We start from the raw sequence: 17,823 nt of genomic DNA, 5'->3' as shown, positions 1-17,823 counted from the left end.
TTTAATGCAACAAAGCGATAATGTGTTCAATGTGATGAATGTGTTTTAATGTGGATCACACTGTCAATTGTCCGTTGGTAGGTGGCTTGCATGCGTTTGTTGCCCTGACTAGGAATGCGGGACGCAATCAAAAGAGAATGACAGAAGTAATTGTCTATATTTTTGCGGGCTCCCTCCTTCGTCGGGAAGACATGGGATTATACGCTCTTATCGTTAAATAATGAGCCACTCGCGTTTGTCACCTCGACTGAAAGAGAGGTCCCGCGTAATCTGAATACTCGCGAAGTGTCATTGGCACGCAGGAAGGGGACCGTATAATCTGAATAGTGTTTCTTAACGTAAATGTTTAATAGTTGCCATGTTGATGAAGCGTGCGACGCAACGAAGTTCAATCAAAGATGCCGGTGCTGGTGGCCCAAAAAAAATGTTTTGGTGTATGGGAAAGTTTTGCGCTTTTGACTTTCGGCATTTTGCCAAATGATTTATTTTCATTATTTTAATATATAAATTTCTAACTCGTACGATCAATAATAACAATAATGCAGGTGCCGCTTTAGGACATTAACAAAATATCTTTGCACGTTCAAATGCCAATATCAAACATTGTTGGCTATTTAGGATTTTTAGTTCTTTAGTTTTTTAAAATCAGATCAGCTATCATAATATGTTAAGACGACTCAGTTGCTGGTTATTGTTGCTTTTGGCGGCGATACCCAGACTTGCCACCGGACAGACAGGGAATGCGGATACAATTTCGGGTGTAGTTTCACTTGGACAATGTATCCAGTTTGCGCTGCAAAATCAACCGGCGCTCAAACAATCACTTATCGATGAAGCCATACAGAAAGCAAATATTAATATCGCGCTTTCCTCCTGGCTGCCGCAGGCAAACCTGAATGCCAACCTTATTCACTACTTCGAATTACCTACCACTGTCACTACGAATTTTACCAATCCTTCTGCAGGTAAAATTGCATTTCAGAGTGGAGTTTATAATAATTCTACGCCACAGTTTTCGGCCACCGAAAATATCTTCAATAATGATGTGCTTTATGCGGCAACTACTGCGAAATACTATAAGGTTCAATCAAAGCAGGAGATAGAAAATACGAAGATCAACGTAGTGGTGGATGTAAGCAAGGCTTATTACAATGTACTGTTATCCATGCTGCAGATTACTATTTTGGACGAAGATATCGTGCGTCTGGAAAAGAGTTTAAAAGATGCACGCAGTCAGTATGAGGCCGGCATCGTTGACAAAGTGGATTATAAACGGGCTACTATTGCGCTCAATACTTCAAAGGTTCAGCTTAAAGCCGCAACAGAAGCATTGCCTGCAAAATATGCGCAACTACGCCAGCTGATGGGTTTGCAGGATGGTACTAATATAGAATTGCAGGTCGATACTGCTGCCATGTTGCAAGAGATCAACTATGATACAACTGCATCGCTGGATATCGCTAATCGTATCGAATATCAACAATTGCAGACTACGCAGACTTTGCAGAAGCAAAACACACGTTATTATAAAAACGCCTTTCTGCCTTCGCTTTCCGCGTATTATAATTACAACTGGGTGTATCAGAATGATAAATTTGACCAGCTCTACAACAAACAATATCCGAACTCACTGGTTGGGTTGAATTTCTCGCTGCCATTGTTTCAGGGTTTTAAGCGTACGCAAAATATCCGTAAGTCAAAGCTCCAGGAAGAACGGCTTGGCTGGGATGAAGTCAATCTGAAATTGCAGATTAATTCGGAATATGAACAATCTTTAGCGACCTACAAAGCAAGTCTCGAAGCATTGGGAATGGCTAAAGAAAACGTAGCGATTGCCCGTGAAGTATATGATGTGGTTTTTCTGCAATACCGCGAAGGTGTGAAAGAATACCTCGAAGTAATCACAGCAGAATCTGATCTGAAAACATCACAGGTCAATCATTTGAATGCTGTCTTTCAGTTGCTGGTCAGCAGACTTGACCTGCAAAAATCAACGGGCAGTATAAACGTTAATTATTAAACCATCCAAACAGCACAATAGTACTATGAATAAATCAATTGTAACCTGCGTCGGCGCCGTATTGGTGGGTAGCCTCAGTCTGATGGCATGTGGCGGCGGACCAAAGACGCCACCACTGCAAGGTCCGATTTCCGTCACGACTTATACCGCATCATTGCAGCCAGCAATTTATTATGATGAATATCCCGGCAATATCAATGCGCTGAATGAGGTTCAGATTCTGGGACAGGTGAGTGGTTACGTGACCGGCATTTTCTTTAAAGAAGGCGATCGTGTAAAGAAAGGACAGAAATTATATGAAATAGACCGCAGCAAATACATGGCCGGCTATAACCAGGCTGAAGCCAATGTGCGCGTGGCAAAGGCGAATGAGTCTAAGACACAGAAAGATGCGGATCGTTATATTTATCTCAACAAGCAAGACGCTATTGCCAAACAAACTTTAGATCATGCGATGACGGATCTGGAAAATGCTAAATCGCAGGTAGCTAGTGCAAACGCTGATCTGGTAAAAGCAAAACAAGATCTTAGTTATTCGCTGATCGATGCGCCTTTTGATGGTACCATCGGCTTGTCTCAGGTAAAACTGGGCGCTTTGGTTTCTCCTGGCCAAACTTTACTCAATACTATTTCGAGTGATGATCCGGTTGCGGTAGACTTTGTGGTGAATGAAAAAGAAGTAGCGCGTTTTACCCGCTATGAAAGCGGTTCCGCAAAGCAAATCGATTCTTTGTTTACGATTACATTGCCTGATGGTTCTCCTTACGGACAAGTAGGTAAAATTTATGTAATTGACCGTGCAGTAGACAAACAAACAGGCACAATCAAAGTAAGACTGACCTTCCCGAATCATGACCGGATGCTCAGAGCCGGCATGAGTTGTATTGTTCGTGTACACAGCGAAGAAGGTGCAGAACAACTGTTGGTGCCTTATAAAGCAGTTACAGAACAAATGGGAGAATACTTTGTTTTCATTGTAAATGGTAAAAAAGTAACAGAGCAGAAAGTATCATTAGGTACTACAATCGGTGATAAGATAATTATCAAAACCGGACTGAAAGCTGGTGACGTGATTGTAGTAGACGGTGTGCAAAAACTGCATGATGGTTCTGAGGTAAATACTTCAGGCGCACCGGCCGCACAACAGCAAGGCCAGAAACCTGCTGCACATTAATTTCTGTTTCTGTAACATGGAAAAATTATGATCGCTAATACTTTTATTAAAAGGCCCGTTACAGCCATTGTAATCTCGGTCGTGCTGGTGCTGGTGGGAACCATTGCTATCATGAACCTGGCTGTAGGGCAGTATCCGGACATTACGCCGCCTACCGTGCAGGTGACCGGAACATATACCGGCGCCGATGCGCAGACGGTAGAGCAAACGGTATCCACTCCTGTAGAAACACAGGTAAACGGTTCGCCGGGCATGGCTTATCTGCAAACCAACAGTACCAGTGATGGACGTATGACGATGAACGTCGTGTTTAACGTTGGTACCAATATTGATATCGCAGCGCTCGACGTACAGAACCGTGTAAGTATTGCCCAGCCGCAGTTGCCCGATGTGGTAAAACGCCTGGGACTTACTGTTCGTAAACGTAACCCGAGTATCCTGATGCTCGTTGCAATTTATTCTCCGAAGGGATCGCACAATGTTACCTTCCTCGATAACTACACCAACATCTTTATCCGCGACGCCTTATTACGTGTAAAAGGTGTGGGTGATATCTTCTCCCGTGCCGATGATTTCAGTATGCGTGTGTGGTTGAATCCTGATAAAATGGCGCAGCTCGGGTTGACGTCAAATGATGTGGTGAACGCATTGCAGGAGCAAAACGTACAGGTAGCTGCCGGTTCTATTGGTGCGCCGCCACAGCCAGGGGTGCAGGCGTTTGAATACACATTGTTTGTAAACGGTCGTCTGAGTAAAGTTGCCGATTTCGAAAATATAGTCGTTCGTACAAAACCGGAAGACGGTTCGCTGGTATATCTGAAAGATGTGGCCCGCGTAGAACTCGGTAAATTCTCTTATGCGAGCAACTCATTCGTAGATGGCAAACGCGCATCTTATCTGCTCGTATATCAGGCGCCGGGAAGTAACGCGCTGGAAACTGCAGAAGGCGTTTACACTGCGATGAATGAACTGAAAAAATCATTTCCTGCAGACGTAGATTATGTGGTTCCGTTTGAATCGGTGACCGTAGTAAAAGTTTCTATTCACGAAGTAATTGAAACCCTCGTGATCGCGCTGGGACTGGTAATTGTCGTAGTATTCCTCTTCCTGCAAAACTGGAGAGCGACGCTGATTCCGGTACTCGCGATTCCCGTGTCGATCATTGCGACGTTTATCTTCTTTATTCCATTAGGGTTTACAATCAATACACTTACGTTGTTTGGTTTCGTACTCGCGATTGGTATTGTGGTGGATGATGCCATTGTGGTGGTAGAGGCGGTCCAGCACTATATAGATCATGAGGGGCTGTCGGCCAAGGAAGCCACTTACAGAGCGATGGCTGATATCTCTGGCCCGGTAGTTGCGATTGCGTTGATTCTTGCAGCGGTGTTCGTTCCTGTTGGATTTATTCCGGGTATCGTAGGGCGTTTGTACCAACAATTCGCGATTACAATTGCGATCTCCGTATTGATTTCCGCGTTCGTCGCCTTATCGCTTACGCCAGCGCTTTGTTCACTGATGCTGCGACCAATGCATATTGATAAACAGTCGCGTGGCCTAAATAAATTCTTCTACAAATTCAACCGTTGGTTCCAAAACATAACGAACGGCTATGCCAAAGGCGTGCGGAAAGGTATCAGTACTGCGCCACTGGTGATTATTATCCTGGTTTGTATTTGTGTGGGCACTGTGCTGCTGTTTAAAACAAAACCAACAGGTTTCATCCCAACGGAAGATGACGGGCGTATCTATGTGACCTACGAGCTGCCGGAAGCCTCTTCTACAACACGTTCGGTAGAGGTGTTGCACCAGATTATGGATATCATGAAGGAGACACCGGGTATTGATCACTATGCGGCGCTGGGTGGCTTGAACGTTGTGACCTTTGCAAGTAAATCAAACTCCGGTACCATCTTTAGTCAGCTGAAACCTTGGGAGGACCGTAAAAAGAAATCAGAACAACTGCAAGGTATTATGGCTGAATTGCAGAAGCGATTCTCGGTTATTAAGAATGCGAATATTGTCGTAATTCCACCGCCGCCAATTCCTGGTTTGGGCCAAACAGCCGGTTTCTCGTTCATGCTCGAACAAAGAAATAGTCCGGATGATATTAAAGGTTTCGAAAAAACGGTGAATGCATTTGTTGCGGCTGTCAATAAGCGTCCGGAAATTGCACGTGGATTTACCTTCTTCTCTGCGCACACGCCGGGTTACAACATTAAAGTTGATCGCGACAAAGCCAAGAAAATGGGCGTTTCGCTGGCAGATGTTTTCGGTACGATGCAAACTTATATGGGTAGCTTCTACGTAAACGATCTTACTGTTTACGGTAGAAACTTCCACGTAGTAGCACAGGCTGATACAGGTTTCCGTAAAGCGATCAGTGACCTGGGCAAATATTTTGTACGCAATTCGGCGGGACAGATGATTCCGCTTAGCGCGCTGATTACAACAGAGGTCACAGAAAGTGCACCGTTAATTCCGCACTATAACCTGTTCCGTTCTGCAGAGATCAATGGTGGTCCTGCGCCGGGATATAGTAGTGGTCAGGCGATTCAGGCGCTCAAAGAAGTAGCAGCCGAGGTATTGCCAGCTGGTTATGGTTATGAATTCTCCGGTATGAGCCGTGAAGAGATTTCATCAGGTAACATGACGGTGTATATCTTCTCACTATCCATCATCTTCGTATTTCTGTTCCTTGCGGCATTGTATGAAAGCTGGGGTGTACCGTTCTCCGTAATGCTCGCCGTTCCGATCGGTGCATTTGGTGCGATCCTCACGCTCACATTTATTCCTTCGTTGACGAACAACGTCTATGCGCAGATCGGTTTGATTACGCTCATTGGTCTCGCTGCGAAAAATGCGATTCTGATCGTAGAGTTCGCGAAAGAAAGGGTAGACGCGGGAATGGAATTAGTTCCGGCTACTATCCATGCCGTTCGCTTGCGTCTCCGCCCGATCATTATGACGTCGATGGCCTTTATTCTTGGCGTATTGCCGCTGGCGTTTGCAAGCGGTGCAGGTGCTATCGCCCGTAAAACTATTGGTTGGACAGTGCTAGGTGGTATGCTTGCAGCAACCTTGCTGGCGATCTTTATTGTGCCGGTGTTGTTTGTTGTGATTACACGTATTTCTTACGGCAAGAAAAAACTGGATGACCTGAAATCGCATTATGAAGAGTTGAAAAAACGAGAAGAGTTCAACAGGGACTAGAGAAGTTGAATGCAGATTTATATTTAGAACGCCGGGTGTCTTTACGCCCGGCTTTTTTTAGTCAAAAGTCAAAAGTCAAAAGTCAAAAGTCAAAAGTCAAAAGTCAAAAGTCAAAAGTCAAAAGTCAAAAGTCAAAAGTCAAAAGTCAAAAAAAGGGGAAATAAGTTACGACTTAAAAACCTACAACTGTCACTTTTTGATTTTTTAATTTGATAACACGCAGTTTGATTAGAAATATGTATCGCTTTTTTGAAAGAGGCTTGGAAGTTTAAAGACGAGTTGTATCTTTGCAATCCGAAAACGGAAAAGGCGTGTTGGTCAATCGGTTACGACGCCTCCCTTTCACGGAGGAAGGACGGGTTCGACTCCCGTACATGCTACGAAAAAAAGCTGCTCACTGAGCAGCTTTTTTGTTTTTCGCTAATCTCTGTTTTGAGCGAGTTTTATTTTTCATTTAATCGGAACTGAAATACAATCTATTTTATCTAAAAATATAGGTGTCTTTTACGTGGTACGATTTGGAAGTTTAAAAACGAATTGTATCTTTGCAATCCGAAAACGGAAAAGGCGTGTTGGTCAATCGGTTACGACGCCTCCCTTTCACGGAGGAAGGACGGGTTCGACTCCCGTACATGCTACGAAGAAAAGCTGCTCAGTGAGCAGCTTTCTTTATTTTTGCCCAAATCGTGGCTAGCCAAATTAGGTTTATGAAAATTTTTGAGCGCACCCTGTTATGTCTGATTTTCTTCGCCGGAATAACCAGGTATTTCCACATGAGAGGCTCCACTGTTTTTCTGACTTTGTTCTGTCTGATTCTTGCGCTTTTTTATTTGCTGTTCAGTTTCGCTTTGTTAAATGAAATTCCACTGAAAAGAATCTTCTCAAAAAGCGCATACAACATGATTTCCGGTCATAGGATCTTTTCTTCGGTTTTAATGGGAATCTCTTCGATGATCGTCGTATTTGGTTTTCTGTTTTTGGCTGAGCGATGGAACGGAGGGCCTGCTATGGGAGTTTACGGACTTACCGCAGTCATATTGATGCTGATAATAAACGGACTTGTCTTTCTCGTTACCCGCGATAAGTTTTATGGCAAACTCTTAATAAGAGGACTGCTGTTTGGCGCTGCAGTTTTCGGAGCGTACTTTCTTTTTTAGCAATAAAATTAGTTGAGCGAAGTCTCCCGACTTCGTTCTGGCGGAAAGCGGTCTTCTGACCGCAGCATATAAATTGCGATCATTATTGTGACGCTGCACTTTTCAATTTCATTAAAAAAACCGTTTCACCACCAGATCCTTATCTTTATATCAATCATCTCTTGTCTATGAAAAAATCCTCACTAGTACTTGGTGCAACATGCTTGCTCGCGGCATGCCATAATCCTGGCGAAAAACCAACCCTTCAGGCATTTGCAGATATACAAGGTCTCGATTCGACGGTAAAGCCGAGCGATAATTTTTTCAGGTATGTAAATGGCAAATGGTACGATACTGCACAGATTCCGGCTTCGCAATCGGGCGTTGGTACTTATATGTTCATGAATTATCCGCAACGACTGCGTTTGCAAGGCATATTAGACAGCGTTTCTAAAGCTTCAAATGCTGCGGGAAGTATAGAACAGAAAGTAGGTGATTTTTATGCTTCGGGCATGGATACCGTGACGATCAACAGACGCGGTTATGATCCGGTGAAGCCTGTATTGGCCCGTATCGACAGTATCAGCAATATCTCTTCGTTAATGAAGTTTGTAGCAGACGAGGCGAAGCTGGACAATGTATCCATCATCTATTTCGGCGTTGCACCAGACAATAAAAACAGCAGCATGAATATTGCGCACGTTTCACAAGCGGGTATTGGCCTGCCCGAGCGCGATTATTACTTCAAGAATGATCCTTCAACCGTAGGTGTGCAAGAGGCATACCGTAATTATCTCGCGACACTTTTGGAGCTGACCGGAACAGATGCTGCCGCTGCTAAAAAGAATGCAGCGATTGTGTATGGTATCGAGAAGCAATTGGCTGCAGCGCATAGAAACAACGTAGAACTGCGTGATGTCAACGCTAACTATAATAAAATGCCTTTGGTGGCGCTTGCGAAAAAGCAACCGAATATCGGCTGGCTTACATTGATGGATAATCTCGGCGCTAAAACGGATTCGATTGATGTTTCTCAGCCTGCGTATTATGAGAAACTCAATGCAATGCTGAAATCGGTTTCATTGGCTGATTGGAAGGTATATCTAAAAGTTTCCACACTGAATACCTATGTCAAAGCGCTTAGCAAGCCTTTTGCAGATGCAGATTTCGAATTCAGCAAAGTGTTGTCAGGGCAGGCAGTGCAGAAATCGCGTGGTGAAATCATTGCCGATGCTGTGGATGATAATTTGGGTGAAGCGCTGGGTCAGCTGTACGTGAAGAAATATTTTACAGAGACGGCAAAGAAAAGAATGCTGGAGCTCGTAAACAATCTGCAGAAAGCATTTGAAGGCAGAATTAATAAGCTCGACTGGATGAGCGACAGTACGAAGCAAAAGGCAAAGGAAAAATTGTATGCGATTACCAAGAAAATCGGTTATCCGGATAAGTGGAAAGATTACAGCAGGGTAAAGGTTAGCAGAGATAAATATTTTGAGAATGTTGTTTCTGCTTCAGCCAATATTTATCAGCTGGACCTGGATAAATTAAACAAGCCGGTTGATAAAACGGAATGGTTTACCACACCATCCACTGTCACAGCATACTACAATCCATTTGCAAATGAAATCGTTTTCCCGGCGGGCATTTTGCAAGCGCCTTATTTCGACGAAGCAGCAGATGATGCGCTTAATTACGGTGGCATCGGTATGGTGATCGGTCATGAAATGACGCATGCATTCGATGATCAGGGCGCGCAGTTTGATAAAAACGGTAACGTAACAAACTGGTGGACGAAACAGGATTACACAAAATTCAACGCGAAAACAAAACAGGTCATCGACCTCTACAGTTCATTCGTAGTGTTGGATTCATTGCATATTAAAGGTGCATTTACTGTAGGTGAAAATACCGCAGATAACGGTGGTATCGCAATTGCATACGATGCATTCAAACTCACGAAACAAGGCCGGGACACTGCACGTATTGGCGGCTTTACACCAGATCAGCGTTTCTTTATCTCTTTTGCGCATATCTGGCAAGTAAAAATGAAAGACGAATACATGCGCCTTTGGATCAATAATAATCCGCATTCTACACCAATGTGGCGTGTTAATGGTCCTTTGATGAGCTTGCCTTATTTCTATACTGCATTCAACGTACAACCCGGAGACAAAATGTATTTGGCAGATTCGGCAAGGATTCGAATTTGGTAGCGTATTCGGAATTGCAGGTTTTAAGTTGTTAGTTGTACGTTTTAAGTTATAGTTGTGGAAAGTTGCATGTAGGGTTTCCATCAAATAGAAAAATGCCGCTCTGTATTATGCAGAGCGGCATTTTGTCGTTTGAAACATCTGATGTTTATCGCAGGAAGGCCTCGTTCATGAAAGCTAGAAAGGTATAAGCTACAATTTAACTACACGAATAGTGGCTCTCGAATCTCCACTTGCGGTAGAAAGAAAATAAACACCCGATGCCAGATTGCTCAAATCAAGTTCCGTTTTCTTCGCATGGATTGTTGTTTGAAAAACCGTGTGGCCCAGGCAATCAGCGATAATCATCTGATGATTATCATTGCTGGCGAGTTCAACAAAAAGTTTTTCTTTAAACGGAGAAGGGTAGACTTTCAGGTTTCCGTTGCGGGCGATACTGGTAACTCCTGTGGTGAATTGTGTCGAGTCCGATTTATTCGAACAGCCGTTTGCATCTGTTACTGAAACCTGGTACCAGCCGTCTGTTGTAATCGTATACGTTTGATTGGTTGCACCCGAGATCGCTGCACTATTCAGGAGCCATTGATTCCCGTTTGCGACGCTTGACGTCAATGTATTTCCAGAAGCTGTAATCGTTGGTTTAGCCGGAAGCGGATTTACCGTCATCGTCAGCGTTGTCGCAGTGACGTTTGCCGGACTAGCACATGCATCGTTGTTGGTGAGGACACAAGTGATGGCGTCGTTGTTTGTAAGCGCATTGTCTGTATAAGTAGTAGTGTTGGAACCAACATTATTTCCGTTTTTCTTCCATTGGTAAACAGGCGCTGAGCCTGGGTTTACAGGTGCAGCAGTGAACAATACCGGGATTCCTTCACAAACCGAAGTGCCGGAATTGTTACTGACAGAAATTGCGGGAACTACGCTGGCGTTTACAAACATCTGTAATGCGTTTGATGTTGTTGTTGCAGGGCTCGGGCAAGTAGCATTACTGGTCATGTCGCAGCTTATAATATCATTAGTGGCAAGTCCGTTGTCGGTGTAATTTGCACTATTAGTACCAACGTTGTTTCCGTTTTTCTTCCATTGGTAGACTGGCGTAGTGCCTCCATTTATCGGTGTTGCTGTAAATACCGTTGACGTGCCGCTACAGATAGTCGTGCCAGGATTTGATGCGATGGAAACCTGAATGGGAATGGTTGGGTTGACAACGACGATAGCCGCAGCGGACGCTGATGTGGTACCGCCGGAGGTAACGGTAACGTTGTAAGTGCCTGCGTTGGCTGCGGCGGCATTGGGGATAGTAATGGTCGCGCCTGTTGCCGTAAAGCTGTTTGGTCCTGTCCAGTTGTAGGTTGGATTGGTGGCCGTAGACGTCGCTGTTAGCGAGACAGTACTTCCTGCACAGACTGGACTATTATTTGCGGAGATTGTTGGCGTTCCGGCTGCTGATGCAATATCAAACCCAAATTCCAGCAGTCTTACATGATTGATGCCGGTTCCGATTGTGGTGCCATTGGTGGCAGTCACCGATGCAGAGATCAGTTTGCAGGTGGTGGTTTCAATCGTGTTATAGGCTAAAAATTGCGTGCCTGAATTTCCGGTCTCGCTGATTTCTAAAACCAAGTTGCTTCCCGCTGTAAAAGGAAAAGGTGTTGCCAGAGTAATTGCATACCATTGATCACTCACTACCGACAATGAAGCAGATGTGGCACTATAAACTGTAGTTAAACCTGTGATAAAGGCATCAGTGGATGACGTGTATTGCGAAGACGTTGTGGTTCCCAGCTTAATGGTAAGATCAGATAGTGTCACCGTGCCCGTTCCCGAGCCTCTGAAATAGATGGTAGAGATATTTCCGCTGGGGGCAGTGGAAAATTTAGCAGCGGGGTACAAACATTGAATTTTTGATACGAAATAGAATGGATACGCATTGCCATTAGCGCCTGTTGCGTTCGCGTTGGTGTACTGTTGTGCCTTTGCGCCGGCACCAAGCATGATAATGAAACAGAGGGAGAGGAGTCTTTTCATGTTAAACAATTTTGCGTGTTATAGTGTTATCCAAATATCGTTTTGGTTTAATGTCTCGGGTTAGAGGAAAACATTCATATTTATTATTTTAATTTGTTTTAGCCTTCGCGATGGATAACTTTAAGGGAGATGGATTGGATAAAATATTGGAAATCTGTTGCCTTTTGCCGTTCATTAGTTGGACCATTGCTGTGTTTGCTATTGGTTATTGCGAGCAGATCGGCGGTGAGTGCCCGCGCGTTGAAGAACCCTTGCATTCAGGAATTGCAGTCGATTAGTACGAACGCTCAAAAGATTTTTATGAATACCGGTTTCCGGGATTCGGTCGATGAAATTCATCGGGATATTGCGCAGATGAAAACAGCACACGATACGCAGCGTGTGCGGCAGGATTACATGCGATTGAGTGATCTGTTCATCAATTTCGGGCAGACAGATAGTTCGTTATATTTTTTGAATATAGCTGAAACGCTTGTGGATACTCATTCTCCGCAATTGATACTGGTTAATGTTTATCTGAAAAGATGTAAAACTTATTTTCAAAAAGGAAGTCTTGATACCGCTTTGTTGTGCGCGTACAGAGGGCTTCATATGCTCGATCAGACAGATGGGAATCCTGCAAAGGAGGCACGGTTGAGGGCACGTTTTTACATTTATATCTCGATGGTTTTTGTGGTAAATAATCATCCGGATCTTGCACTTGTTTATTGCAATAAAAGTGAGTCTATTGTTGCAAAGCTTGGCGATAATGTTTTGGCAGCAAATCTATTAATGTTGAAGGCCGGTATTTCAAGTGCGGATTCTACACTTTTCAAAGAACGGTCGATTGAGTTATATAGTCGTGCGGCGGAGTTTAGTATAGCGCATGACAATCCTGATGGTGCCGCTGTTGCGTTGGTGAACATGAGTGTATATTATTATGAGCATGATTCGCTTTGTGCTGCTGTAGCTGCGTTGAAAAAAGTTTTTACTTTAAGCGATGCTAAGTTTTCCTACACGATGCTGAGCGCATATAGTACAATCGGTGAGATCTATTTTACGCAGGGCGAATATGCGCGCGCAGAGCAGTGTTTTAAAATTGTCATCGATGCTTCGAGAAAATATAATATCCGCGAAGGCGAATATCATGCACATGATTTCCTCTATAAAATTTACAGAGAACAGGGGAATTATAATAGTGCGTTGGATCACCTGGAGCAATTTTATCTTCAAAAGGAAAAGCGAGAAGGGAACCAGCTAACGAGCGCACTGACCGAAATGGAAATGCGGTATAAAACCGAAGAAAAAGATAAGCAGATCGTAAAGCAGCAATTGCAGATTGCCAACCAGGAAAACAGGCTGAAAACCTATGCCATTGTAGGTGGCAGCGTTGTGGTTATTGCAATATTTTTGCTGCTGTTGTTCCGCATCAGGGGCGTTCGGCAGCTGTCAAAGATTCAGGTATTGCGAAAAGAGCAGCAGATCGGTAATCTAAAAGCTGTGTTGCAAGGCGAAGAGCAGGAGCGCGCCAGAATTGCGTCTGAGTTACATGACGGTATTGGCGCGAAAATAGCAGTCGCCAAACTGAATATAGATATGCTCACGAAGCGATATCCAATGATGGGCGATCTGTCGGAAGTTTTGCATATTCTGGAGGAAACATCAGACGAAATCAGAGAAACCTCACACAATCTTTTGCCAAATGTGCTTGCGAAAAATACACTGCAGGAAGCGCTGATACAATATTGCAACAGTATTAACAGTACGGCATTGCAAATGCATCTGCAATTTGAAGATGATATTGCGGATTATGAAGGGGATGTAAAATTGACGCTCTACCGGATACTACAGGAGCTGTTGCAGAACATTGTGAAGCATGCTCAGGCATCTAAAGTATATATACAAATACGGGAGCGGGGAGACACTTTAAGAATGACAATTGAAGATGACGGTAAAGGTTTTGATCCGTCGGAAATTTCCGGTGGATTGGGGCTGGAGCATGTCAAAATAAGGGTAAGATCATTGGACGGTACTTTAGTCATGGATAGTGACGCGCTTCACGGCAGTACGTTTTTTATAACCTTTCCACTTTCAACCTTAAGAAAAACCCATTTGTATGATCCGAATCGCATTATTGGATGATCATCCTATCGTTATCTCCGGTATTTCAAAAATGCTGGAACAATATGAAGATATTATCGTCGAACGTACATTTTTAACTGCTAAAGATTTGCTGCACGATCTCGATGTGCTGGAAATAGATGTACTCATTCTTGATATTCAGATGCCTGAAATGAGCGGCGATGAACTGACGCAAAAAATAGCGAAGAAGCAGGCATCATTTAAAATAATTGTGCTGACTAATTTTGATAGTCCGTTTTATCTGGAGAATATGTTGCGTTTTGGGGTGAATGGATATCTGCTCAAATCCAGTCCGGAAAAGGATATCATTCGGGCCATTCACGCGGTGCATGCAGGTAAACAATATATTGGCGCAGATCTGGAAGAAAAACTTAAGCAGGTTACAGACTTCAAAAAGAGAATGCTGAAATCGAAATTGAATCTTACTGATCGTGAAAATCAGATCCTGCAGCTGATTGCAGATGGATATACAACGCAGGAGATCGCCGGAAAACTCTTTTTAAGTTATCATACGATTGAAAATTATCGCGACAATATTCTTATTAAGCTGGATGTAAAAAATACTGCGGCGCTAGTGAAGAAGTCTGTGATGCTGGGATTGGTGCGGTGATCCGTTTTAAGTTATTGGTTTTAAGTTGTACGTTCTAAGTTGTACGTTCTAAGTTGTAGGTTCTGTGTAAAGAAAAGAGTGGCGCCCTACAGCATTGCAGGGCGCCACTCTTTTTTGGGGAAATTTACGATTGACCAATGACCACTCACAGGCTAATCTTGTTCCACCAATTCTTTCACATCCGCGTTGATCGCTTTTTTCTGTGCGGTGTAAGGATTTCTGTATTGTTCGAGGAATTGCTTTTTAGAATCACGGTAACTGTCTACGCCGCCAATGATATGCAGCATTTTTATGTAACAATATGCGAGATCAAGCTGGTAAGGTAAAAATCCAGAGCGGGCGCTGGCAGGATAGAGATGGTGATTGTTGTGCCATTCGCCTGCTACGTAGCCCGGCCAGATCTGGTTGATCGACATGTCTTTTCTGTTATAGTCAACGCCATCTACACGCTTGTCCTTTCCTTTTCCATGACCTTCGAAATTAAACGTACGAACGCCCAGCGTCCATACGAATGCGGAACCGAACATAGTGCACAACAATGCAATGCCTTTTCCGTCTAACGCATATTGACCGATTGCGTAAAATATCACACCCCAGAAAGTCCAGTTTAAAAACCAGGACAGCAATACTCGTCCCGGACTATCGATGCTGCCCCATTTTTTATAGGCTTCATAAGAATTAGCAGTAACACCGGTATGCTTCATGAGATGTACGACACGCTGATATTCTTCTGCAGAAAGGTTGCGATTGATCGGCTGGTGGTTGGCATCAGCAAGGAAACAATATAAAAATCCTGCGTTTGCATTGTAAGGATCGCCCGGTTCATCGGATTTAGCATGATGCACGTGGTGCGAAACCGTATAAATTTCTTCAAATACAGTTTTAATAACCAGATGCTGGGTGACAAACCGCCAGAAATTATTCTTAAAAGTATAGGCGCCGTGCGTACAATAGCGGTGATACCAAATGGTACCATGCGTGCCCATTAAAATCATGCTGTATACAAAACCCACCGCGAAAAGTCCAATGCTGAAATGAAACACCAGAAATGCAAGTAGAAACGGCAACAGACAGGCGAGTTGTATCCAACTGGTAAATGTCATCCAGTTTTTGCGGTCCCTGAAAATATTCAGCCGAGAGCGAAACTCTTTGAAAATAGCGCTATTCGAGGGTTTTACTAAATTACCTTCTGCGTCTTTCCAGCCGTAAGAAGGTGGTTCCAAAATATGATCGAATAATGCCATCCGGTTAAAATAAAGGTGTAAAAAAGGTAAAATACCCAAGGGTATCGAGCGAAAATAGAGATTATTGTCCTAATGTTATCAGACCAAACGCCAAAATAGCGTTATTTATTGCTTTTGAGTTGCAGGTCCTAAGTCATAAGTTGTACGTTTTAAGTTGTCTGTCATAAGTTTTACGGTCTAAGTTGCGGATTCACCACGCACCATTCACCATCGACAATATGCTGTTTTTGCAAAAAAGAGGTTGCCCCCGGCAACCTCTTTCTGTTAGCTAAATTTAATGCTTTAAAATCTCCCTGTGACTAGATCACTCCCCGGAGTTATTGATTAATGTAAAGGTACTTTGCAGAAGAATACATTGTTTGATGCAACTACACGGACCAGACCTACAGAATTGCTGTTAGAAATATTGAAATAGTTGTTGCCGTTGTTGAGTGTTACTTGTTCCTGGCTGAGGATCTGACCGTTGATGTTCAGGTATTGGATTGTTGCAGGTTCAGCAGAAGGTGCTTGTACAATTACTTTGTCGCCGGCATAATACAAACTCAGATTATCACTTGCAGCGTTCAGCGCTATGCGTTCAACAGTAGTAACCGTTTGTTTGCCATCCACGTCGATTTCTTTAATACGGTAGAATGCTGCGCCGCTGAAGTTGCTCTTTTGGAGATCATCTACATAAGAATAAGTAGTTTCGGAAAGATCAGCTGTTGTATAAATACGGTCAAAATTGCTGCCATCAAAAGAGCGTTCTACGGTATATTCAGAAACATTGATCGGATCAGCTACAGACCATGCTACAGAAACTTCGTTGTTATGATTGCTTACGGTAAAGCCGGTGAATTTAACGTCCAGCGGTGCAATCGGCAAGCTTGCAGGGTTGGCGATGTTCGCATTGCTGCTGCCGAAATCATAAGTGCATACTTTATAGTCAGAGATATTAGTAGGTGTTGCAAAACGGAAAGAGATGATACCTGCATTCGGCATATTGCCATTTCCGGAAGTGCCTGTATAAAAACAGTTAGGTACGCCGCTTGCAGATGGTGTGCCCGCAGGACCAGGATATGTATTCAGTGGAGTAGAAGCACCGCTTGCAGTAGCGTAAACTGCTACGATGGCAGGCGGATTAGTAGCCCATGCATCACCATTTACGTGTTTCCACACGATTTCTGCTGTTTTAGCACCACTCGGCACGATAGCGTAAGTGCCTGTCATGTCTGTTGCAACAGGGGTTCCGCTTACACCAGCACAACCGTTGCCGCCGCCATTACCATTATTTCTGCTTGCAATAGATGGACAAGAGTGCTGTCCGAAAGAAGTGCTTACGTTCAGTAAAAGCATGAAGGTTCCCGCAAAGGCCATAGCCTTTAAATTTTTTGTGCTCATCTTGGTTGGTTTTTGTGTTTTGTAAAAGTGTTTCTTTCGTTTTTTAAGGCAAGCGTTTCCCCATGCCCGATGGTCAGTCGGGTTGGCTTTCGTAAAACGCAGCCTTTTTATTTTGTTGTTCTGTTAAAAAAAATCGCTGTTTTTCTCCCTTAATTAAACTTCGTTTCTTTTTCTCTTTCGTAATTCCCTCGCTCTTTCTGATACAAGGTTAGATATTAAAAATTAGAAATTCATTGAATTTGAGGCGCTTAACAAGGGATTAGGAAATATAGGCCAAATTGATATGCTTTGTAGCAGTTAGCGTGTTTTGATTGGATATCTTAAGTTGTTTATAGACAATTAATTATATTCATTTTGGCCATGCCGTTTGTAAGCCGATAACTAACTATAATCGCTCGTTAATGAGGCCGTTATCATAACTAAAACACAGGTGAAAAATTCTATGGAACAGTATAAATGATGGATAGTGAATATTTATAGTTGGCGTTGTTGATGCTTTTAGAGCGTTGCTACACTAGTCAAAGATATGCTTCCCGAAAAAAGGTCGATGAATTAGCTATAACGCTTGTCAGAGGGGACTTTGGTCCTGTTAAATTACAGTGTTTACCTGTCCGGATAATAAAAAAGGCTGCCCATGCAGCCTTTCCATTCAATATTAATCTAAGTTGCCTCGTCCTAAAAAAGGTT

10 protein-coding genes and 2 tRNA genes are annotated in these 17,823 nt (G+C 43.4%); 9 read left to right on the top strand and 3 right to left on the bottom strand.

What is annotated here, in order from left to right; genetic code table 11:
- Positions 1-664 precede the first annotated feature (664 nt).
- The 7 genes from DN068_RS06540 (at position 665) to DN068_RS06510 (ending at position 9,756) form a co-directional block, all read left to right on the top strand.
- Positions 665-2,020: a TolC family protein gene (locus DN068_RS06540; protein WP_110998101.1), complete on the top strand. Its 1,356-nt coding sequence runs from the start codon at positions 665-667 to the stop codon at positions 2,018-2,020.
- Between the two features lie 25 nt (positions 2,021-2,045).
- Positions 2,046-3,194 carry an efflux RND transporter periplasmic adaptor subunit gene (locus DN068_RS06535; RefSeq protein WP_110998100.1) on the top strand — a complete coding sequence of 383 codons (1,149 nt, stop codon included), beginning with the start codon at positions 2,046-2,048 and terminating at the stop codon, positions 3,192-3,194.
- Between the two features lie 27 nt (positions 3,195-3,221).
- A complete protein-coding gene (locus DN068_RS06530) occupies positions 3,222-6,407 on the top strand; it encodes an efflux RND transporter permease subunit (RefSeq protein WP_110998099.1) in 3,186 nt (1,061 codons plus the stop codon).
- 308 nt (positions 6,408-6,715) lie between these two features.
- A tRNA-Glu gene (locus DN068_RS06525) sits at positions 6,716-6,787 on the top strand.
- Between the two features lie 186 nt (positions 6,788-6,973).
- Positions 6,974-7,045 (top strand) — tRNA-Glu (locus DN068_RS06520).
- A 69-nt stretch (positions 7,046-7,114) separates the two neighbouring features.
- The gene (locus DN068_RS06515; protein WP_110998098.1) at positions 7,115-7,564 is read left to right on the top strand and encodes a hypothetical protein; all 450 of its coding nucleotides are present in this window, start codon (positions 7,115-7,117) and stop codon (positions 7,562-7,564) included.
- Positions 7,565-7,731: 167 nt separating this feature from the next.
- Positions 7,732-9,756 carry a M13 family metallopeptidase gene (locus DN068_RS06510; RefSeq protein WP_110998097.1) on the top strand — a complete coding sequence of 675 codons (2,025 nt, stop codon included), beginning with the start codon at positions 7,732-7,734 and terminating at the stop codon, positions 9,754-9,756.
- A gap of 189 nt (positions 9,757-9,945) precedes the next feature.
- Here the strand turns inward: DN068_RS06510 and DN068_RS06505 are convergent, their stop codons facing one another.
- Complete coding sequence (locus tag DN068_RS06505; RefSeq protein ID WP_110998096.1) at positions 9,946-11,781, bottom strand: T9SS type A sorting domain-containing protein; 1,836 nt, start codon at positions 11,779-11,781, stop codon at positions 9,946-9,948.
- A 129-nt stretch (positions 11,782-11,910) separates the two neighbouring features.
- Here DN068_RS06505 and DN068_RS06500 point away from each other — a divergent pair, with 129 nt between their 5' ends.
- Together DN068_RS06500 and DN068_RS06495 are read left to right on the top strand one after the other, a co-directional pair.
- Entirely contained in the window at positions 11,911-13,902 is a 1,992-nt protein-coding gene (locus DN068_RS06500; RefSeq protein WP_110998095.1) for a tetratricopeptide repeat-containing sensor histidine kinase, read from the top strand.
- Positions 13,877-14,512, top strand: coding sequence for a response regulator (locus DN068_RS06495; protein ID WP_110998094.1), 636 nt, complete (start codon positions 13,877-13,879; stop codon positions 14,510-14,512). Before DN068_RS06500 ends, DN068_RS06495 begins: the two co-directional genes overlap by 26 nt.
- Positions 14,513-14,664: 152 nt before the next feature.
- On the opposite strand, the gene DN068_RS06490 is transcribed toward DN068_RS06495, so the two are convergent.
- Together DN068_RS06490 and DN068_RS06485 are read right to left on the bottom strand one after the other, a co-directional pair.
- On the bottom strand, positions 14,665-15,756 hold the full coding sequence (locus DN068_RS06490) for a fatty acid desaturase family protein (protein WP_110998093.1): 1,092 nt from the start codon (positions 15,754-15,756) through the stop codon (positions 14,665-14,667).
- 324 nt (positions 15,757-16,080) lie between these two features.
- Positions 16,081-17,136, bottom strand: coding sequence for a hypothetical protein (locus DN068_RS06485; protein ID WP_110998092.1), 1,056 nt, complete (start codon positions 17,134-17,136; stop codon positions 16,081-16,083).
- Positions 17,137-17,823 lie beyond the last annotated feature (687 nt).

This window comes from Taibaiella soli, from assembly GCF_003236175.1.
Lineage (GTDB): Bacteria > Bacteroidota > Bacteroidia > Chitinophagales > Chitinophagaceae > QKTW01.
The sequence above is the reverse complement of the archived record's forward strand: the minus strand, read 5'-3'. Positions and strand labels throughout refer to the sequence as shown.